The organism is Arthrobacter sp., from assembly GCF_031179985.1.
Lineage (GTDB): Bacteria > Actinomycetota > Actinomycetes > Actinomycetales > Micrococcaceae > Arthrobacter.
The window spans coordinates 1-21,348 of record NZ_JAPSHJ010000015.1 but is presented as its reverse complement, the minus strand read 5'-3'; the positions used below and the strand labels follow the sequence as shown (position 1 = coordinate 21,348).

Below are 21,348 nucleotides of genomic sequence, written 5' to 3'. Positions count from 1 at the left end.
GTTGCACCGCATAAGCTGGAGCCGTGGATCCTATGCTTATCGGTGTTATCGCCGGCCTGGTCGGGCTGTCGTTGGGCGTTTTTGGCGTCCTCGCGTTCCGGCTCAGCGAGCAGCAGCGCAAACTGGTCGATGGCGACTTCGATGAGCCGGCCCTGCCCGATGGAGCCGCCGAAGTCCTGGCAGTGCTTGGACGCGCCTTCCTTGTGGTCGATGCCATTGACGGCGTCGTGCGAGCCAGTCCGGCTGCCTATGCCTATGGGCTGGTCCGCGGCCATACGGTGGTGCATAAGCAGTTGCTGGATATGACGGCCAGGGTGCGGCGGGACGGCGTGATTCTGGAGGAACAGCTGGAGCTGCCTCGCGGGCCATTGGGGCAAGGCACCATCATTGTCCAGCTTCGGGCTGCAATGCTCGGCGAAGAGTACATATTGCTGCTCGCCGACGACCGCACTGAAATCACCAGGACCGAGGAGATCCGCAACGACTTTGTCGCAAACGTCTCGCATGAGCTGAAGACTCCCGTCGGTGCCATCTCCCTGCTTGCGGAGGCGCTTGAAGCCTCACCTGATGACGAGAAGGCTGTGCGGCGCTTCGCCCAAAGGATGCATAAGGAATCAGCCCGGTTGGCGGCCCTCGTGCAGGACATCATCGAACTATCCCGGCTGCAGGGCGCGAATGTGGCTCAACAGGGCCATCCGGTGGACGTCAATTCGGTGATCTCCGAGGCCGTGGACCGATCGCAGTTGCCGGCCGAGAGTAAGAACATTGAAATCGTGATCGGCGGACGGGTGGAAGCAATGGTCTTCGGTGACCAGGACCTGTTGGTCACGGCGCTGCGGAACCTGATCGACAACGCCATCCGTTATTCCCCCGAGAACACCAGGGTGGGCATCGGCGTGAAAGCCAGCGAGGGCCTGATCTCGGTGTCTGTGACCGATCAAGGCGACGGACTCACACCCGAGGACCAGGAACGGGTTTTCGAGCGGTTCTACCGCGTTGACGCGGCCCGCTCCCGTCACACCGGAGGCACCGGCCTTGGTCTTAGCATCGTCAAACATGTCGTCTCGAATCACGGAGGCGAAGTGACGCTCTGGTCCCAGCCCGGCCAGGGATCCACGTTCACCTTGCGGCTTCCCGAAATGGAAGGGCAGGACGACGGCGACGCAGGCGACTCCGCCAAGCCCACCGAAGCAGCCGTGCCCGGCCGCCAAAAGACACCACAACGACGCGACGCCGCAGGCGTCCATGAGCAAGGAGCCAGTGCTTGAGCCGGATTCTGATTGTTGAGGACGAGGAATCGTTCAGCGACCCCCTTTCCTTCCTGCTGGGTAAGGAAGGGTTTGAAGTGGAGGTGGTCGATAACGGCTTGGACGCCATCACCGAATTCGACCGCAACGGCGCCGACCTGGTGCTGCTGGACCTTCAGCTGCCGGGTCAATCCGGCACGGAAGTCTGCCGCCAACTCCGCCAGCGCTCCAGCGTTCCTGTGATTATGCTGACTGCCAAAGATTCTGAGATCGACAAGGTGGTGGGGCTGGAGCTGGGGGCCGATGACTATGTCACCAAGCCATACTCATCACGGGAACTGGTTGCCAGGGTTCGGGCGGTGCTCCGGCGGCAGGCGGAACCCGAGGAGCTGATCTCGAACACCGTGCAGGCCGGGCCGGTCAGGATGGACGTAGAGCGGCACGTCGTCAGCGTGTCCGGTGCCCAGGTGTCCCTTCCCCTGAAGGAGTTTGAATTGCTGGAGATGCTCCTGCGCAACTCCGGCCGGGTGCTGACGCGTGGGCAGCTCATTGACCGGGTGTGGGGCTCCGACTATGTCGGCGACACCAAAACCCTGGATGTCCACGTCAAGCGACTCCGCAGCAAAATTGAGCCAGACCCGTCGAACCCGCGATACCTGGTAACAGTGCGGGGCCTTGGCTACAAGTTCGAACCGTAAGAAGTCCAGAAATGAAAAGGAGCGGCTCCCCTGGGGAGCCGCTCCTTTTCGTTAAATCTGTTTCCGCGGCGGTTGCGGACGCCGGAAAGGTTAGTGGCTGGCGCTGCTGGTCGGCGTCGGTGTCGACTCCGGGGAGGCAGTGCCCGTGGGTTCGCTGCCCTCGGGCAGGTATTCCTGGTATTCAGGGAGCGTGGCGTCCAGCACGGGGACCTTTGCTGCTGCATCCTGGCCAGTTCCGCTTTCCCGGAACCTGACCTCAACGAGGGAACCCGGAATGCCTCCGGTGGTGCTGAGGATGGCAGGGTCTGTGGTCTCGTTCAGCAGGGTGTAGGAGTTTTTGGCTACGGGAATCTCGGTCTGTGACCCATCGGCGCCGTTGAGGGTGAGTTTCACGTCATTCGATGAGGAGTTGTAGACAGCACCGACCACCCGTCCAGGCTGGTCCTCGCCAGTGGAGACGATCATCAGGTTGCGGATCTGCAGCGGTCCGACGTCGGCGCGGATTCCGTCGGACGCAGAGTACTGCTGGGCGGTCTGCTGAGGGTTGATGTAGCCGCAGCCTGTCACTGACAGCAGGCTGACACCAAGAGCGGCAGTAGCCATTACAAGCCTGCCGCGCTGGCCCCGGATGATCGCAGTGAAACGCACGTCAAGTACTCCTCGAGAGTTTGAAACATTATTCAGGCCATAGCCTAGCCGTAAACACAGCGAAACGAGGATTCCGGCTGTACATAATAAGCCCCATTCAGCACCTCGCAGGAGGTGACTCGTGGCCTGCAACAGTAACCGGGAGATCCTTGGCAGCACCGGTCGCATGCACTATTATCCGCATCCGTCAAGGGGTCACAGGAACCTGATTCTGCCCCTTTTCCCTGTATTCATGCGGTTCCGGAGCCCCTTCGGTGCCGGTCATATGCCTGAATCGTGATAAACTGGTCTGCGGGAAAGGGGAAAGTCCACATGGTTTTTGAGGTCGGCGAGACAGTAGTTTACCCTCACCACGGTGCAGCCAAAATTGAAGAAATCAAGATGCGCACTGTCAAGGGCGAAGAGAAGATGTATCTCAAGCTCAAGGTGGCTCAGGGTGATCTGACCATTGAAGTTCCAGCAGAGAACGTTGACCTTGTTGGGGTCCGTGACGTAGTGGGCAAAGAAGGTTTGGAGCACGTTTTTGATGTGCTGCGAGCCGAGTTCACTGAAGAGCCCACCAACTGGTCACGTCGTTATAAGGCAAACCTGGAGAAGCTTGCTTCCGGGGACGTCATCAAGGTAGCAGAGGTCGTTCGTGACCTGTGGCGCCGTGATCACGACCGCGGCCTTTCCGCAGGCGAGAAGCGCATGCTGGCCAAGGCCCGCCAGATTCTGATTTCAGAACTGGCACTGGCTGAAAAGACCGATGAAGAGAAGGCTGCAAGCGTTCTCGACGAGGTCTTGGCTTCCTAAGAATTGAACCCCGGTGGCAAGGTGCCGCCGGGGTTTCTTTTTGCCCTGATTCACCCTGATGCTACCTGGTTGGGCGTGCGGCGGGGGAGCGCCAGTAGTGTTATCCCCATGAGTTCACCACACGAATCTGCGGCAACAGGACTGGATGCAGGAGTCGCCTCGCCCACGCCCGCCGTCGCTGTCATTGTTGTAGCTGCCGGATCCGGGCAGCGGCTTGGTTACGGTATCCCTAAGGCGCGCGTCCCGCTTGGCGGCGAGCCCATCCTCATGCATACCTTGCGAGGCATTGTTGCCGCAGGCGTCGCACGGCAGGTTTGCATAGCGCTGCCGAAGGGTGACGGGGAACTGCGCAGATTGTGCGAAGAGTTCAGCACCGAACTCGTGGACGGCGGGCCCCTTCTTACCATGGTCGACGGCGGTGCTACCCGGGCCGAGTCTGTCCGGGCCGCCCTTCGTGCAGTTGAAAGCGGCACAGACGCGGTCCTGGTCCACGATGCAGCCCGGGCGCTGACCCCCGAGACCGTATTTCACCGCGTGGTCAACGCGCTGGCAGCTGGTGCTACTGCCGTGATTCCCGTGATCCCAGTGGTGGATACCGTCAAGACAGTCGCTGTGACCAATGGCGACGACGCGCGGATCGCTCCCGAAATCGTCACCGGCACAGCTCCCCGTGAAGATCTGCGGGCAGTGCAGACACCTCAGGGCTTCGAGCTGGGCACCTTGCTTCGGGCCCACGAGGCTGCAGAGGGCTATGACGAACAGCAGTCCGCGGCCATTACTGACGACGCCATGCTGGTGGAGCTTCTCGGCGTCCCGGTGCATGCCGTCCGCGGAGCCAGCCAGTCCCTGAAGATCACAACACCACTGGACCTCATCCTGGCCGAGGGGTTACTCGAAGGTCCCTTGGGTATCCGATGGGTGGAGGGCTGACATGGTTGCGGCAGGGCCCATGGTTCCATTCGTTCCGCGGGTAGGTATTGGGATAGACGTTCATGCCTTCGCGCCCGAAAACGAGCCGCGGGACCTCTGGCTGGGCGGGCTCCATTGGGAAGGTGAACGAGGACTCGCCGGTCATTCGGACGGCGATCCTGTGGCACATGCCGCAGCTGATGCACTCTTTTCCGCGGCCGGGGTGGGCGATCTCGGGACCCATTTTGGAACAGGCCGCCCCGAACTTGCCGGCGCCTCCGGGGTCACCCTGCTGGCCGAGGCCGCGAGAATCGTTCGGGCGGAGGGCTTCGAAATCGGCAATATAGCGATTCAATTCGTCGGCAACCGGCCTAAGTTTGGCCCACGGCGTGAGGAGTCCCAGGCTGTGCTCAGCAGTGCGGCCGGAGCGCCCGTCAGCGTGAGTGCCACCACCAGTGACGGTCTCGGCTTTACCGGCCGCGGAGAAGGTATTTCCGCTATGGCCACTGCGCTCGTCTACCGCATCAGCTGAACGGGACGGACGTGGCCCCCGGACCGGCTAACCCAGCACATTCGCCTACCCTTAATGACTGACCCTGCTTCCAGACCCTTCAGGAGACATCCCGTGAACAAGCCGCTGGCCGCCGTCGTACTTTCTGCAGCAGTACTGCTGACTGGCTGTTCGGGCTCCCCCAGGATGAGCGTGGAGGAAAGCTGCAAGTTCCTTAGCGGTGACACCTTTGTGCCCAGCGGAAACGAGCAGCAGAAGGCCGACCAGACGGCCAAGCACTATCAGGAAGTCGCGGACAAGGTGGCTCCCGAAGTGGCGGATCCGATCCAAAAAATGGCGGACATCATGAAAAAGGCGGCGGGCACTTCACTGGGCACCAAGAGCGCTGAACAGACGCAGCAGCTCAAGGAGCAGAACAACAGGATCGGCGAGGTCTGCAAGTAAGGGCCTGCAGCCGCATCGGCTAATCTGGAGCGGTGACCCTCCGCTTTTACGACACCGCATCCGCCGAAATCCGGAACTTCGTTCCCCTGGTACCTGGCAAAGTGAGCCTGTACTATTGCGGTGCCACGGTCCAGGGCATGCCCCACGTAGGGCACATCCGCTCGGCCATCGCCTTCGACCAGCTGACACGCTGGCTGCAGTACAGCGGCTTCCGCGTGACCGTGGTCCGCAACGTGACAGATATCGATGACAAAATCCTCGCCAAATCGGCTGCCTCTTTTGAGCCCGATTTCAGCGGCGGGCCGGGAGAGATCGTCGGCGAGGAGTGGTGGGCGCTGGCCTACCGTTACGAGCAGGAATTCCTGAAGGCCTACGACACCTTGGGAGTTTCCCGCCCTACGTACGAACCGCGGGCCACGGGCCATATCCCCGAAATGCATGCTCTGATCCAGCAATTGATCGATCGGGGCCATGCCTATCCTGCGCTCGATGGCTCCGGTGACGTCTACTTCGACGTACGGTCCTGGGACAAATACGGCTCCCTGACGCGCCAAAACATTGATGACATGCAGGGGGCTGCAGACGCCGATCCGCGGGGGAAGAAAGATGCCCGGGATTTCGCCCTGTGGAAGGGGTTCAAGCCTGGGGAGCCCACGACGGCGAGCTGGGTATCGCCGTGGGGAACCGGCCGCCCGGGCTGGCACCTGGAATGCTCAGCGATGGCCACGAAGTATCTCGGGACGGAATTTGATATTCATGGCGGTGGCCTGGACCTCCGTTTCCCGCACCACGAGAACGAGATGGCTCAGTCGCAGGCGGCAGGCCAGGGTTTCGCCAACTTCTGGATGCACAACGGGATGGTCACCTACGAGGGTGAAAAGATGTCCAAGTCCATCGGCAACACCATCAGTCCAGGCCAGATGCTGGAACTGGCATCGCCCAGGGTTGTCCGCTACTACCTGGGCCAGGCACACTATCGCTCAATACTGGATTACCGCCCCACCTCCCTTCAGGAGGCTGCTGCGGCGATGGAGCGCATTGACGGTTTCATCAACCGTGCCGTCCGGACCCTGTCATCGGCTGGCCAGTCCTTCACGTTCTTCAGCTACGGCACCGTTCCGGACGCATTCGCCGCTGCTATGGATGACGACCTCAACGTTCCCCAGGCCCTCGCAGTCCTTCACGAGACGGTCCGCACGGGCAACACTTCGCTCACCGAAGGCAAGCTCGATGAGGCCAGGGAAGCGTTGGTGAGCGTCACGGACATGCTTCGGGTCCTGGGTATCAGCGCTGCTGCCACGCCACCGGCAGACAACCAGGCCAACACCGCACTTGAGGTTCTGGTGGAAGCGCAACTCGCGGCCCGGGCTGAGGCCCGTGCCAACAAAGACTGGGCAAGGTCTGACGCCATCCGGGACACTCTCAAGGCCGCGGGCGTCATCGTTGAAGACGGGCCTGACGGTGCCAACTGGAGCCTGCAGCGGGACTGACGGGTAGGCACCAACAGGCCTGGAACTCGATTTAACTTGATTCAGTAGACTGGTATGCAGACTTAGTCAACACAATCAAGGGTGGAACTCATGGCCAACAACGGTCGCCGGTCGGTCAAAGCAAAGAAGGGCCCCACCGTCGGTACAGGTGGTCACGGCCGAAAAGCCCTCGAGGGTAAAGGCCCCACGCCCAAGGCGGAGGACCGTCCGTATCACAAGGCTCACAAGAGCAAGCAGCTCTCCGAAAGGTCGGCAGCGAAGCGTGGAACCGGCGCCCGGAGCGCAGGGGCCGCGCGGACCGGTCCCAAGGGAAGGGCTACTGAAGAAGTGGTCACCGGCCGCAATTCCGTAGTCGAAGCACTCCGCGCCGGTATCCCGGCCAAGGCTCTCCACGTGGCCGTCCGCATCGAGATGGACGATCGCGTCAAGGAATCCCTGAAGTTGGCCGCCGAGCGGGGCATCCCGCTGCTGGAGACTGGCAAGCCCGAGCTAGACCGGATGACCGAAGACGCGGTTCACCAGGGCCTTGTGCTGCAGATTCCGCCGTACGAATACCAGGACGCCTACGATCTCGCGGAGCAGACTGTTGACCGCTGGAAAAAGGGTCACGTATCCAACGCGCCCCTTTTCGTTGCCCTTGACGGCATCACGGATCCCCGCAATCTCGGCGCCATCATCAGGTCGGTCTCTGCCTTCAGCGGCCACGGCGTCATCGTCCCGGAACGCCGCTCCGTCGGAGTCACGGCCTCCGCCTGGAAGACCAGCGCCGGAGCAGCCGTACGGGTTCCTGTAGCCCGTGCCGCCAACCTGAACAACGCTTTGAAGCAGTTCAAGAGCATGGGCATCTTCGTCCTGGGCCTCGACGGCGACGGCGACGTCTCCCTGCCGGACCTGACCCTCGCAACGGAGCCCGTCTGCATTGTCGTCGGCTCTGAAGGCAAGGGCCTCAGCCGCCTGGTTCGAGAAAACTGCGACCAGATCGTGTCCATCCCCATCGACTCGGCCATGGAGTCCCTTAACGCCTCCATGGCAGTGGGCATTTCGCTTTATGAAGTGTCCAGGCAACGCGCCACAAAGTAAGCCACAGCAGGGGAACGCTCCCTCACCTCTAGCAATAAAAACGGAGACGCTCCTTCACCTTTCGCACTAAAAAAGGAAACCCTCCCTCATATTTCGCACAAAAAGCAGAGATCCTCCCTCACCATTAGGTGGGGGAGGATTTCCGCTTCTGGAGCCGCCGCCAGCCAAAATTAAGTTGATAAGACGGTTCATTTGTTCCGTCCCGCTAAGCTTTAATCGATGGTCATGCCGCTACTGGACACAGCTTCAACCGTAGACGCCTCTCGCGCGTTCCCTCTCGGTGTTAGCGTTCATCGCACGGGTTCCCCGGCGATGGACGGACACAACCATGCCTCCGTGAACGTCGCTGTTTACGCTCCCGGCGCATCAGCCTTGGAGGTTGCCTTCCAGCCGCCTGGTGGAAAATGGCAGTTGGCAGCCCTGCCCAACCTCACCAACGGCGTTCATCATGGCGTTGTAGAGGGCATGCCGGTGGGGTCCCGTTATGGCTTCCGGACGGTTGAAGGCGAGCGGGCGCTGCCCCTTTCGCTTCCCGCCATTGATTTTGACGACGCCGGTGATCAGCCGCTGCTGCTTGACCCTTACGGCCGGGCCGTGGACCAACGGGAACGGCTGATTACCAGCGTCCGCGTGGCCAACGGCTTCGACTGGGGATCCGATAGAAGCCCTCGCGTACCGTGGCGCAACACCATCCTTTACGAGGCACACGTCCGCGGGCAAAGCATGCTGCATCCGGACATCCCGGAGGAGCTGCGCGGGACCTACGCAGGGATGGCGCACCCTGCCATGATCGAGCACCTGACTGGCCTCGGCGTGACGTCCATCCAGTTGCTGCCCGTACATTTCCATCTGGACGAGCCGCACCTTCAGAACCTGGGTCTGACCAACTACTGGGGCTACAACACTGCCGCCTTCTTCGCCCCCCACCCCGGGTACGCCACCCGAGCTGCCCAACAGGCCGGTCCGCATGCCGTCCAGGACGAGTTCAAGGGAATGGTAAAGCTTCTCCACGCTGCCGGGCTCGAGGTGATCCTCGACGTCGTCTACAACCACACTGCCGAGGGCGGGCGTGATGGGCAGACCCTGAGTTTCCGAGGACTGGGCGAGATGCAGTACTACCGAAATGACGGCAACGGGAGGTACATCGATACCACCGGCTGCGGCAACACCTTGAACTTCGGGGAGCCCCGCGTTGTGCAGCTCGTCCTGGATTCGCTGCGCTACTGGGTGGATGAATTCCATATTGATGGTTTCCGCTTCGACCTGGCCGTGACACTTTGCAGGAACGCTGCCAACGATTTTGACCCAGGGCATCCGTTCCTGGTAGCGGTAGCGGCAGATCCTGTTCTCTCCGAAACCAAACTGATCGCCGAACCTTGGGACGTAGGCTACGGCGGCTGGCAGACTGGTCGCTTCCCGCCAGGCTGGGTGGACTGGAATGACCACTACCGTGACGCCCTGCGCTCGTTCTGGCTTGCAGATCGCGCTGCACTCAATGCCGGCGGACATGGCGGGTCCGTTGCACGCCTGGCTGATTCCATTTCGGGTTCCGCGAGCCTCTTCGAGCCGTCGGGACGCTCCAGGATGGCTTCCGTCAATCTCATCACTGCCCACGACGGCTTTACCCTTGCGGACCTGGTGTCCTATGACCGTAAGCACAACGAGGCAAACGGCGAGCAGAACCGTGATGGCCACGGAGACAACCGCAGCTATAACCACGGAGTCGAAGGCCGCACCGAGGATGAAGCGATCCTTGCAGAACGTGCCCAGACCAGCCGGAACCTCATGGCTACGCTCATGATCTCGTTGGGCGTACCCATGCTGACTGCGGGCGACGAAATCGGCCGGACCCAGCAGGGCAACAACAATGCCTATTGCCAGGACAACCCCATTACCTGGCTGGACTGGACCAACACACCGGAAAAGCACGCCATGCTCCGCACCACCAAGCGTGTGATCCGCCTGCGTAAGGAATTTCTGGCCAGCCAGCCGCATGACTACCCTGCCCGGGACAAGCAGGCGTATCTGCATTGGTTCGACGAGAACGGCGATCCAATGTCCATGGAACGCTGGAACGACCCCCGGCACCGCGTTGTGCAGCTCCTGTTGGGCTCCGAAGACGGACAGGTGGACGGCCTGGTAGTTATCAACGGAAGCAATCAGGACTTCAAGATCAAGCTGCCCGAGGTCCTCAATGCGGAGGGCACAGGAAAGCGCGCCTTCGAGCTGCGCCTCACTACTTCCTCACTCCACGACCGCCGCCAAGGTGCCATGGTGTCCTCCGGCGAGCGGGATGTACTCCAAGCGAATACGATCAGTATTTACCGGACCTAAGACCCTCCGGACGCCGGATGGGCTTCCTGGTTGCTTAACTTTGGTTGATCGTACGTAAGGGCATTTTGTGAAAATCTATTCCGCTGACACCTGGACCATTGATGAATTAAAGGCCCAGGCCGACGACGCCGGGCGGCGCTCCCTCGTGATCCCTGCGGCTGACACCAAGCGAGCTGTCCTGGCGACGTTCGGCGAGGCTCTGGACCTTCCCGAGTACGACGCCCTGGATCTCGATGACCTGAACGACTCGCTCCACGATTTCGCCGACGCCGTCGCGGAAAACGGAAACAAGCCGGTCACCGTTATCTGGCAGGTATCGGCCTCTTTCCGTACAGACCGGTTCTTCGGCATTATCTGTGAAACTCTCCAGGACGCCGAAAGTTACGCAGGCAAGGACCTGACCGTTATCACTGTCTGCCTGTAGCCCCGGGCTGGACCGTTCACCTTCAGGACCCTCCAGCTAACACCTCAGGCGTTGACGATCAGGCCCAGCTCGGCCTTCGAAGCCAGAGCCTCATGCTTCGGAAGTACGCGAACGGTGTAGCCGAACGAGCCTGAGCGGTCGATCAGCAGGGAGCCGCTGAAGAGATGCCGCCCCTTGCCCAGATCTTCCTTGGCAACGAGTTCCACCACCGTGATGTCCGCCAGTTCGTCCGTCTCTTCCGCCCGGCCGTAAGCTACCTCAACATACACGTCGTCGGGGGTCAGCTCATGCAGTGCCACGTACGCGTTGACCTGCAGGGTATCGCCGATCTGCGGGTCCTCGGATACACCGACGGAGTCAACGTGCTCGACCTGGATTTGGGGCCAAGCAGCCCGGATCTTGGACGTCCAGGCGGCGAGGGCCTTGGCCTGTGAAAACGAGTGGGCCGTGGCAGCCCGCCCGGCAACGGCGGCAGGCCTGTACAAGGTATTGACGTAGTCCTGCAACATACGGTCTGCCGAGACGGCTGGCCCCAGGTGGGCCATGGTGTGCTTGATCATCGATACCCAGTGCGTTGGAACTTTCTCGGGCGCGGTCTGGGAAGGTCCCGCCGCCCCTGCGCCTTCAGACACCGTAGAGCCATAGAACCGCGGCGCTACCTGGGTCTCGAGGAGCTCATAGAGTGCAGCGGCCTCGATGTCGTCGCGCTCCTCAGGAGAAGCATCATTGTTGGCCGTCGGGATGGCCCAGCCGTTCTCGCCGTCGTACATTTCATCCCACCAGCCATCCAGCACCGAGAGGTTCAGCGAGCCGTTGATGGCAGCTTTCATTCCCGACGTTCCGCAGGCTTCCAGCGGGCGCAGCGGATTGTTGAGCCACACGTCGCAACCAGGGAAAAGCGTCCTGGCCATCGCGATGTCGTAGTTCGGCAGGAAGGCGATCCGATGCCGCACCTCGGGATCGTCGGTGAAGCGGACCAGGTCCTGGATCATCTTCTTGCCCGCATCGTCGGCAGGATGGGACTTGCCGGCGATAACCAGCTGAATGGGATGGGTCTTGTGGAGCAGCAGCGCCTTCAACCGGTCAGGTTCACGCAGCATCAGAGTAAGCCGCTTGTAAGTGGGAACACGCCGGGCAAAACCGATGGTCAACACGTCCGGATCCAGCACGGAATCGGTCCACCGGAGCTCAGCGTCGGCCGCGCCGCGCTTCTTCCATGACGCCCGGAGCCTGCGGCGCACATCCTCCACCAGGGACACCCTCATCTCACGGCGAAGTGCCCAGACATCCTCGTCACTGACGTTGTAGGCCAGATCCCAGCGGCCCGCGGCCTCTGCTTCAGCGCCAAATTGCTCTCTGGCAAGCTTGGAGACCCGCCCGTCAACCCAGGTAGGAACATGGACGCCGTTGGTGACGGACGTGATGGGAATTTCTGAATGGTCAAAGCCCGGCCAGAGAGCCGAGAACATTCCACGTGAAACCACACCGTGGAGTTTTGCCACGCCGTTGGCCCGCTGCGCCAGCCGCAGGCCCATGACTGCCATATTGAAAACGGACGCGTTGCCTCCGGCGAAGTTTTCGCGGCCCAGGTCCAGGATCTTCGAGACGGGGACGCTCGGGGCCAGGCCGGCTTCGAAGAAGTGCTGGATCTGGGAAGCCTCGAAGCGGTCGATTCCGGCGGGCACGGGAGTGTGGGTGGTGAAAACCGTGGACGCCCTCCCGGCTGCCAAGGCCTCCTCCCAGCTGAGCGGCTGGTCTGCCGACATCAGCTCCTGGATGCGTTCGATTCCCAGGAATCCGGCGTGGCCTTCATTCGTGTGGAACACCTCAGGGGCCGGCATGCCAGTGAGCCGCTGGTAGGCGCGCAGAGCCTTGACTCCGCCCATACCCAGCAGGAGCTCCTGCTGAAGCCTGTGGTCCCCGCCGCCGCCATACAGGCGATCCGTGATACTGCGGGCGGCGTCGTCGTTTCCGGGAACATTTGAATCCAACAGCAAAAGGGGAACGCGTCCGACGTCGGCACGCCAGATATGCGCCAGAAGGCGCCGCCCGTGGGGGAGCGGAAGCGAGATCTGCAGGGGCTTGCCGTTGCCTTCGGGCGATGCTTCCCGAAGGAGCGTCAAGGGCAACCCATCTGGATCCAGGACGGGGTAGGTTTCCTCCTGCCAGGCGTCACGGGACAAGGACTGCTTGAAGTAGCCCGCCTGGTAAAGCAGGCCCACACCGATCAGTGGGACTCCGAGGTCGGAGGCAGCTTTGAGGTGGTCGCCGGCCAGGATTCCGAGACCGCCCGAATACTGCGGAAGCACTTCGGTGATGCCGAATTCGGGGGAGAAGTAGGCGATGCAGGCCGGAGCATCTTCGCCAAGGCCCTGGTACCAGCGGGGTTGTTCGAGGTAACGGTCCAGGTCCTCAGCTGCCTCCTGGACCCGGCGGACAACATCTTGGTCAGCAGCCAGCCGCTGAAGTTCCTCGCGGCTCACCAGCCCAAGGAATGTCACCGGATCGTTGGAGCTTTCGCGCCAGATCCTGGGGTTCAATCCTTCAAACAGCTCACGCGTGGGCCGGTGCCACGACCAGCGCAAATTGCCCGCCAATCGTGCAAGCGGCCGGATCGACTCCGGAAGAACGGTTCGGACGGTAAATCTGCGGATTGCCTTCACCTGCGCCACACTAACGGACAACTCGGACTCGTCGGAACATGTAGAGGTTTCATTTGTATAAATGACGAATCGCTGAGCCGAAAAAAGATCGCTTCCTTAGCATTTCACCGGATTTCTCGATAACGTCGAGCCTGTGACTACTTCCCGAACCAGTGCCTCATCCAAGCAAAAGCCCAAGGCTCTGATCACGGACGGCCTGCAATTCGGCCGTTTCCCGATCACAAATGTGAAGCCCGTCGTCGAGGGCGGGAAGTTCCCTGCCAAGGCCCTGCCCGGCGAAGATCTTGTGGTGGCAGCCACGGCCTTCCGCGAGGGCCATGATCAGCTGGGCGTTAGCGCAGTGCTCCTGGACCCCAAGGGCAAAGAGCGGCAGCGCGTGCGGCTCTATCCACCCCGCGGTGACCGGGGCAAGGGCACAGACCTATGGGAAGGCATCCTGACCCCCACGTCCACCGGCAACTGGTCTTTTGTGATCGAGGCCTGGAACGACCGCTACGGAACATGGCACCACAACGCCGAAGTCAAGGTTGAGGCAGGCATTGACGTGGAGCTCATGCTCGCCGAAGGTGCTGCACTCCTTGCCGAAGCTGCCGAGGACTCCAGCCGGAACTCTGCCGATCGGCGCACACTCCGAACCGCTGTCGTGGTGCTGTCCGACACGTCGCTGTCCCCTGAAGAGCGCCTGGGTGGCGGCTTCAGCGCAGAAGTAACCGCCGTCGTCGAACGCCAGCCCATCAGGGATATGGTTACTACCTCAGAGCAGTTCCCCCTCCTCGTCGAGCGTGACCTCGCAGGCCGCGGCGCCTGGTACGAATTCTTCCCCCGCTCCGAAGGTGCGGTCCGGAACCACGAAACCGGCGAGTGGATCTCGGGCAATTTCCAGACCGCCGCAAAGCGCCTTGAAGCCGTGGCCGCCATGGGATTCGACATCATCTACATGCCGCCGATCCACCCCATTGGTGTGCAGCACCGCAAGGGGCCCAACAACACGCTGATCGCCGGGCCCAACGACCCCGGTTCGCCTTGGGCAATCGGGGCGAAGGAAGGAGGCCATGACGCCATCCACCCGGACCTCGGCACGTTCGAGGATTTCGACTCTTTTGTGGCACGGGCAGGCGAACTGGGCCTTGAAGTTGCGCTGGACCTGGCGTTGCAGGCAGCCCCGGACCACCCCTGGGTGCAGTCCCATCCGGAATGGTTCACAACACGGGTGGACGGCAGTATTGCCTACGCCGAGAACCCGCCAAAGAAGTACCAGGACATATTTCCCCTGAACTTCGACAATGACCCCTCAGGGCTGTCGAACGAGATTCTTCGCATTGTGCTGTTGTGGGTAAGCCACGGGGTCAAGATTTTCCGTGTTGATAACCCGCACACCAAGCCGGTCTGGTTCTGGGAATGGCTGATCCGCAAGGTCAACAAAAAACACCCCGAGGTTGTTTTCCTGGCCGAGGCTTTCACCCGGCCTGCCATGATGCACGCGCTGGGGCGCGCAGGTTTCCAGCAGTCCTACACGTACTTCACCTGGCGAAATACCAAGACCGAACTGGAGACGTATTTCCAGGAAGTCAGTCACGAGTCCGCGGCCTATTTCCGGCCCAACTTCTTCGTCAACACACCGGACATCCTGACGGAGTACCTGCAATACGGCGGTCCGGCCGCTTTCAAGATCAGGGCCACCCTCGCGGCAACGGCAAGCCCGATCTGGGGAATGTACGCCGGCTACGAACTGTATGAGCATGTGGCCCGCCCCGGAGCCGAGGAATACATCGACAACGAGAAGTTCGAGTACAAGGCCCGCGACTGGGATGCCGCTGCCGCCTCGGGACGGACGCTGGCGCCGTACATCACCCGGCTCAACGAGATCAGGCACACCCACCCTGCACTCGGCGATCTGCAGAACCTGACCCTGCACCAGAGCACTGATGAAGCCACCATCGTGTACTCCAAGCACAAAACCCTCCCCGACGGCACCAAGGACACTCTGATCATTGTGGTCAACGTGGATCCGCACAGCGCCCGTGAGAGTACGGTCGCGCTGGACCTGGCCGCGCTGGAGCTCGATACCGAAAACCTGACGCCTGGCGGCGGGTTCCGGGTGGATGACCTGCTTTCCGGCGAGAGCTATGAATGGGGGGAGTACAACTACGTAAGGCTTGACGCGCACATCGAACCTGCCCACATCTTCAGCATCCGGAGGTAGCCTAGTGAGTTTCAGCCCGCAGAACCCTACCCATCACTTCACGCCCAAGAGCAGCTTCGAGCTGAACGCGCCCGGACTGCCCCATGATCCGATGTGGTACCGGAAGGCCGTGTTCTACGAGGTACTTGTCCGTGGGTTTGCCGACGGCAACGGCGACGGCTCGGGGGACTTTCACGGACTGATCGAAAAGCTCGACTACCTGCAGTGGCTTGGTGTGGACTGCCTCTGGCTGCCGCCGTTCTTCCAGTCTCCGTTGCGCGACGGCGGGTACGACATCTCGGACTACAACTCCGTCCTGGACGAGTTCGGCACCATCAGCGACTTCAAGCGACTGGTTGCAGAGGCACACGCCCGCGGAGTCCGTGTGATCATCGACCTTCCGCTGAACCACACATCCGATCAGCACCCGTGGTTCCAGGAGTCGCGGAAGGATCCGGACGGGCCCTTCGGAGATTTCTATGTCTGGAGCGACACGGATGAGAAGTATCAGGACGCGCGCATCATCTTCGTCGATACCGAAGAGTCCAACTGGACCTTCGATCCCATCCGCCGGCAGTTTTTCTGGCACCGCTTCTTCAGCCATCAGCCGGACCTGAACTTTGAGAACCCCCGGGTCATTGACGCCCTGTTCGATGTGGTGAGGTTCTGGCTGGATCAGGGCATCGACGGTTTCCGTGCCGATGCGATTCCCTACCTCTTTGAAGAGGAGGGGACCAACTGCGAAAACCTGCCGGCAACCCACGAGTTCCTGCGCCGGCTCCGGAAAATGGTGGACGAGAACTATCCGGGTCGCGTCATCATCGCCGAAGCCAACCAGCCCCCCAATGAGGTGGTGGAATACTTCGGTACGGAGGAAGAGCCGGAGTGCCACATGGCCTTCCATTTCCCCATCATGCCCCGGCTCTATTACGCGCTTCGGGACCAGAAGGCGGCACCTATCATCGAGACGATGAGGGATACGCCGGACATTCCCGAAGGCGCCCAATGGGGAACATTCCTGCGGAACCATGATGAACTCACCCTCGAGATGGTCACAGCGGACGAACGCGCGGCAATGCTGGGCTGGTACGCTCCGGATCCCCGGATGCGGGCGAATATCGGCATCCGGCGCAGGCTTGCCCCGCTCCTGGACAATTCGCGGTCTGAGATTGAGCTCATCAACGCGTTGCTGCTCTCCCTGCCTGGAAGCCCGTTCCTGTACTACGGGGACGAGATCGGGATGGGGGACAACATCTGGCTCGAAGACCGCGACGCGGTCCGCACTCCGATGCAGTGGAACCCCGACCGGAACGCCGGCTTCTCCCATGCGGATCCGGGCAAGCTGTACCTGCCTGTCATCCAGTCCCTCGTGTATAACTACTCCATGGCCAACGTGGAGGCTGAGGCTGCACACTCGGGCTCGCTGCTGCGGTGGACCCGGCAAATTCTGAGCGTCCGCCGGAACCATCCGGCCTTCGGCCTCGGCGGATTCCGGCACATTGAAGCGGATCACGACGTCGTACTTGCGTATCTGCGTGAACTCCCTGAGGGGAATTCGGCTGGGGAGGACGGCGAAACCATTCTTTGCGCCTTCAACCTCTCGCAGCATCCCGTAGCCACCACGCTCCGGGTGCCGCATCTGGCCGGCCGCGGGCTCCGCGACGTCTTCGGCGGCCAGACGTTCCCGCCCATCGGCGACGATGGAAACCTTACTCTCACCCTGGGAAGCCACGACTTCTTCTGGCTGCGGGTACGTTCGGCGGCGTCCAACCCATCGTCCCCCTACACCCAGGCGATGCCAATCCTTTCCATCGAGGGCTGACATGAGGACAACGACACTCAACCCGCCCCTCAGCGACCTCCTCACGGCCTGGCTTCCGTCCCAGCGGTGGTTCCCGGTTAAGGGCTCAGACTTTTCCCTTGCCCCCGTCGGCGGACTCACCTTGGCAGGCAGGGAAGGCAGTGGCCACGAAGTATTCATGGTTGCCGTCACCTACTCGACTGCCGACGGTGCCAGCCGCACGGATGTGGTTCAAGTGCCCCTCAGCTACCACGACCAACCCTTGCCGGGCGCTGAATCAGCCCTAGTAGGCGAAAGTGTTTTCTCGGACCTGGGACACCGCTGGATTTACGATGCCGTGCACGACCGCGACTTCGTTTCTTCCTGGCTGGACCTCATGCGGACCGAGAGCACGGCCCCGGGCGGAACTGCCGAGGGCCACCTTGTGCCTTCGGGCTTCCGCCTGCCAACGGCCGAGGGCAAGGTCCGGGTCCTCTCCGGTGAGCAATCCAACAGTTCTGTCATCGTGGACGACGGCGAATCGGCAGCAATCCTCAAGTTCTTCCGTGTCCTCACGGCAGGACGCAACCCGGAGGTTGAGGTAGGAGCGGCCTTGACCGCTGCCCGCACCGTCGAAGTGCCGGCTACCCTTGGCTGGGTCAGCGGCCAATGGGAAGCTCCGGGGCCGGGGACAGGACCGGATGGGACAGCAGCCACTCGCTTTGGGCAGGGAGAGCCTGTTCATGGCGAACTGGCCGTGGCCCACGAGTTTCTCGCCGGGGGGCTTGATGCCTGGCGCCTTGCGGTGGATGCCGCCACCAGCGGTAAGGATTTCTCCAGGGAAGCGCATGATCTTGGCGTGGCGACAGCCACCGTGCACCGAAGGCTCGCTGAGACCCTGGGACTCACTGCTGAGTCCTCCCCGGGCCAGGACATCGCGCCCGGGGTAGCCCAGCGCGTGCGGCAGTCCTGGGCGGAGGCCGGCACCGTCGTCGGACCTTACGACGACGAACTGGCAGTCCTGCTCAAACGTCTGGACGGTTGTGAGGCAGGTCCGCTGCAGCGGATCCACGGGGACCTTCACTTGGGGCAGATTCTGCAGGTTCCCGGAACGGGAGAAGATCCCGCCCGCTGGGCGATTTTGGATTTTGAGGGTGAACCGCTGCGTCCCATTTCCGAACGCAACCAGCCAGACGTCCCTCTCAGGGACGTCGTGGGCATGCTGCGGTCCTTCGACTACGCTGCCGGTGCAGCCGTCCGGGAAAAAGCAGGAACCGAAGTGCCCGCTTCCTGGGTGGATGACTGTGCCGAGGCGTTCCTTGCCGGCTATGCGCAGGTCACACCGGGAACGATTGACCGCGAATCACCCTTGTTCGTGGCATTGTGGCTGGATAAGGCACTCTACGAAGTCGTTTATGAATTGCGGAACAGGCCGGGTTGGCTGGCCATTCCAGTGAACGCATCCCAGCGTCTCCTCAGCAGTACAGGCTCCGGCACATCCGCCGGAGCGGCAGCGGAAGGTAACAAGAACATGACAGGCTCAGCACGCACCGAACGGCCCGGGGCACCTCTACACGTGAATCCCGATGTCCTGGGGAAAGTCGCTGCGGGGGAGTACCACGCTCCCCACTCGGTCCTGGGGGCACACCTGGATGACCACGGCCACGTCACCATCAGGACGGTGAAGCACCTGGCGGAGGCTGTCTCCGTTGTCACCGCTGCCGGGACTTTCCCCATGTCCCACGAAGCACACGGCATATGGGTCGCAGTCCTTGACCCTATTGATCCCGGCCATGTTCCGGACTACCGCCTGGAGGTCACCTACGAGGACCGGTTGCCGCAGGCCACTGACGATCCCTACCGCTACCTTCCAACTGTCGGGGAAGTGGACCTGCACCTCATCGGTGAAGGCCGCCACGAGAAGCTCTGGGAAGTGCTGGGAGCGCACGTTCAGAACTATGCCTCCTCATTGGGAGAAATCCATGGCGTCTCCTTCGCCGTCTGGGCACCGAACGCAGAGGCTGTACGCGTCAAGGGTGATTTCAACGCGTGGGACGGGCGGGAGTACTCGATGCGCTCCCTCGGTTCCTCAGGTGTATGGGAACTCTTCATCCCCGGCGTGGCAGCAGGGGCGTGCTACAAATTCGAAATCAAGACCAAGGCCGGTCATTGGGTCGAAAAGGCTGATCCGCTGGCCTTCGGCACCGAGGTCCCGCCGCTGACGGCGTCCCGCGTCGTTGACTCCAGCTACAACTTCCAGGACGCAGAATGGATGGCTGCCCGGGCGGAGCGGGATCCGCACAACTCGGCCATGAGTGTCTACGAAGTCCACTTGGGCTCCTGGCGTGTAGGACTGGACTACCGCCAATTGGCCAAGGAACTTGTGGAATACGTGAAATGGCTTGGCTTCACGCACGTCGAGTTCATGCCTGTTGCCGAGCACCCGTTCGGCGGATCCTGGGGCTATCAGGTCACATCGTATTTCGCCCCCACATCACGGTTCGGGCACCCCGATGAGTTCCGCCACCTCGTCGATGCCCTCCACCAGGCAGGCATCGGTGTGCTGCTGGACTGGGTCCCCGCCCACTTCCCCAAGGATTCATGGGCGCTGGCGCAGTTCGACGGTCAGCCACTCTACGAGCACGCGGACCCCAACCTGGGTGAGCACCCTGACTGGGGAACACTCATCTTCGACTTCGGCCGGACTGAAGTGCGCAACTTCCTGGTTTCCAATGCCCTCTACTGGCTTGATGAGTTCCACATTGACGGACTTCGGGTGGATGCTGTCGCATCAATGCTCTACCTGGATTACTCGCGGGAAGACGGCCAGTGGCAACCCAACAGGTTCGGCGGCCGGGAAAACCTTGAAGCCATCTCCTTCCTTCAGGAAGCCAACGCCACCGTCTACAAGACCCACCCCGGTGCTGTCATGATCGCAGAGGAATCCACGGCCTTCCCCGGGGTTACCGCCCCCACCAGCCACAACGGGCTGGGCTTCGGGCTGAAATGGAACATGGGATGGATGCACGATTCGCTCAAGTACATCTCCGAAAACCCCGTAAACCGTAAGTGGCACCACGGCACCGTCACGTTCTCCCTTGTCTATGCCTTCACCGAGAACTTCCTCCTGCCCATCAGCCACGATGAAGTCGTACACGGCAAGGGGTCGATGCTGCGCAAGATGCCCGGTGACCGATGGCAGCAGCTGGCTAACCTCCGCGCCTTCCTCGGTTTCCAGTGGGCGCATCCGGGCAAGCAGCTCATTTTCATGGGCACCGAATTCGGCCAGGAAGCTGAGTGGTCCGAACAGCATGGCCTTGACTGGTGGCTTGCTGACATTCCTGCCCACCGTGGAGTTCAGCTCCTGACTAAGGACCTCAACGAGTTGTACAGCTCGACGCCCGCCCTGTACGAACGGGACAACGAACCCGGCGGCTTCCAATGGATCAACGGCGGTGACGCTGATCGGAACGTCCTGACCTTCATCCGCTGGGATACCAAGGGAAGTCCTGTGGTGGTCGCTGTGAACTTCTCCGGCGGCCCGCATCAGGACTTTGTGCTCGGGGTTCCGTCAGCAGGCGTCTGGGAGGAAGTTCTCAACACGGACGCGGTAGCCTACGGCGGTTCCGGGGTGGAGAACAAGGGCACACTGAAATCATCCGGCCCCGGGATCGACGGGCAGCCCGCGAGCTTGAAAGTGACGCTGCCTCCGCTCGGAGTTGCGTACTTCAAGCCGGCTACCGACACCCTGCCAGGTTTGCCGCCGGCCATCGTGATGTAAAGAACGCCTGCGGGAGCTGGAACAGTTGCCGAGACAACCAGTGGGAGCCCGGAATCGAGAGGATTCCGGGCTCCTTTTGGTCGGCGGGCCCTCCAGGCTGAGGGGTTTTGTCTCCGGGGCAAAGTGGTGGTAACGTTAATACCCGCGCTGCTCCCCGGAGTTGGTCGGTGAAGATGACCCAGATGCCTCAGGCAAGAATGAGTCAGGATCACCGATTTGACTAGGGTGAAGCTAGCGGGTAAGTTTGAAAAGTTGCTCCGGAGCGATCCACGGCTGTGAAGTGTTGTGGTGGTGCCGGGTGTGTCTGTTGTTTGAGAACTCAATAGTGTGCCAAGTTTGTTGATACCAATTGTTTTATTGAT

At 61.5% G+C, this 21,348-nt stretch carries 15 protein-coding genes; 13 read left to right on the top strand and 2 right to left on the bottom strand.

The features are described 5' to 3' along the window. The first annotated feature begins 32 nt into the window (after positions 1-32). On the top strand, positions 33-1,268 hold the full coding sequence (locus RIN13_RS09190) for an ATP-binding protein (RefSeq protein WP_309107086.1): 1,236 nt from the start codon (positions 33-35) through the stop codon (positions 1,266-1,268). Continuing rightward, a complete protein-coding gene (locus RIN13_RS09185; RefSeq protein WP_247048839.1) occupies positions 1,265-1,945 on the top strand; it encodes a response regulator transcription factor in 681 nt (226 codons plus the stop codon). The genes RIN13_RS09190 and RIN13_RS09185 overlap by 4 nt, the downstream gene beginning before the upstream one ends. A gap of 90 nt (positions 1,946-2,035) precedes the next feature. On the opposite strand, the gene RIN13_RS09180 is transcribed toward RIN13_RS09185, so the two are convergent. Then, the gene (locus RIN13_RS09180) at positions 2,036-2,593 is read right to left on the bottom strand and encodes a hypothetical protein (protein WP_309107031.1); all 558 of its coding nucleotides are present in this window, start codon (positions 2,591-2,593) and stop codon (positions 2,036-2,038) included. 312 nt (positions 2,594-2,905) lie between these two features. Here RIN13_RS09180 and RIN13_RS09175 point away from each other — a divergent pair, with 312 nt between their 5' ends. The 8 genes from RIN13_RS09175 to RIN13_RS09140 all read left to right on the top strand — a co-directional run bounded on the left by RIN13_RS09175 (position 2,906) and on the right by RIN13_RS09140 (position 10,580). After that, the gene (locus RIN13_RS09175) at positions 2,906-3,388 is read left to right on the top strand and encodes a CarD family transcriptional regulator (protein WP_026266570.1); all 483 of its coding nucleotides are present in this window, start codon (positions 2,906-2,908) and stop codon (positions 3,386-3,388) included. Positions 3,389-3,496: 108 nt separating this feature from the next. Further along, positions 3,497-4,318, top strand: a complete 822-nt coding sequence (gene ispD, locus RIN13_RS09170; protein WP_309107030.1) for a 2-C-methyl-D-erythritol 4-phosphate cytidylyltransferase — start codon at positions 3,497-3,499, stop codon at positions 4,316-4,318. A 1-nt stretch (position 4,319) separates the two neighbouring features. Continuing rightward, on the top strand, positions 4,320-4,829 hold the full coding sequence (gene ispF / locus RIN13_RS09165) for a 2-C-methyl-D-erythritol 2,4-cyclodiphosphate synthase (RefSeq protein WP_309107029.1): 510 nt from the start codon (positions 4,320-4,322) through the stop codon (positions 4,827-4,829). 93 nt (positions 4,830-4,922) lie between these two features. Continuing rightward, positions 4,923-5,252, top strand: coding sequence for a hypothetical protein (locus tag RIN13_RS09160; RefSeq protein WP_309107028.1), 330 nt, complete (start codon positions 4,923-4,925; stop codon positions 5,250-5,252). A gap of 32 nt (positions 5,253-5,284) precedes the next feature. Further along, the gene (gene cysS / locus RIN13_RS09155; protein ID WP_309107027.1) at positions 5,285-6,742 is read left to right on the top strand and encodes a cysteine--tRNA ligase; all 1,458 of its coding nucleotides are present in this window, start codon (positions 5,285-5,287) and stop codon (positions 6,740-6,742) included. 90 nt (positions 6,743-6,832) lie between these two features. Further along, positions 6,833-7,822, top strand: a complete 990-nt coding sequence (rlmB, locus tag RIN13_RS09150; protein ID WP_309107026.1) for a 23S rRNA (guanosine(2251)-2'-O)-methyltransferase RlmB — start codon at positions 6,833-6,835, stop codon at positions 7,820-7,822. A gap of 219 nt (positions 7,823-8,041) precedes the next feature. Then, entirely contained in the window at positions 8,042-10,156 is a 2,115-nt protein-coding gene (gene glgX / locus RIN13_RS09145; RefSeq protein ID WP_309107025.1) for a glycogen debranching protein GlgX, read from the top strand. Positions 10,157-10,223: 67 nt separating this feature from the next. Continuing rightward, positions 10,224-10,580: a barstar family protein gene (locus RIN13_RS09140; RefSeq protein ID WP_309107024.1), complete on the top strand. Its 357-nt coding sequence runs from the start codon at positions 10,224-10,226 to the stop codon at positions 10,578-10,580. A 44-nt stretch (positions 10,581-10,624) separates the two neighbouring features. Here RIN13_RS09140 and glgP read toward each other — a convergent pair whose 3' ends face one another. Next, positions 10,625-13,243 carry an alpha-glucan family phosphorylase gene (glgP, locus tag RIN13_RS09135; RefSeq protein ID WP_309107023.1) on the bottom strand — a complete coding sequence of 873 codons (2,619 nt, stop codon included), beginning with the start codon at positions 13,241-13,243 and terminating at the stop codon, positions 10,625-10,627. Between the two features lie 133 nt (positions 13,244-13,376). Here glgP and RIN13_RS09130 point away from each other — a divergent pair, with 133 nt between their 5' ends. The 3 genes from RIN13_RS09130 to RIN13_RS09120 are packed head-to-tail and all read left to right on the top strand — an operon-like array spanning position 13,377 to position 20,986. Further along, on the top strand, positions 13,377-15,446 hold the full coding sequence (locus tag RIN13_RS09130) for an alpha-1,4-glucan--maltose-1-phosphate maltosyltransferase (RefSeq protein WP_309107022.1): 2,070 nt from the start codon (positions 13,377-13,379) through the stop codon (positions 15,444-15,446). A 4-nt stretch (positions 15,447-15,450) separates the two neighbouring features. Beyond that, positions 15,451-17,247, top strand: coding sequence for a maltose alpha-D-glucosyltransferase (gene treS / locus RIN13_RS09125; RefSeq protein WP_309107021.1), 1,797 nt, complete (start codon positions 15,451-15,453; stop codon positions 17,245-17,247). 1 nt (position 17,248) lies between these two features. Further along, the gene (locus RIN13_RS09120; protein ID WP_309107020.1) at positions 17,249-20,986 is read left to right on the top strand and encodes a 1,4-alpha-glucan branching enzyme; all 3,738 of its coding nucleotides are present in this window, start codon (positions 17,249-17,251) and stop codon (positions 20,984-20,986) included. The last annotated feature ends 362 nt before the right edge of the window (positions 20,987-21,348 follow it).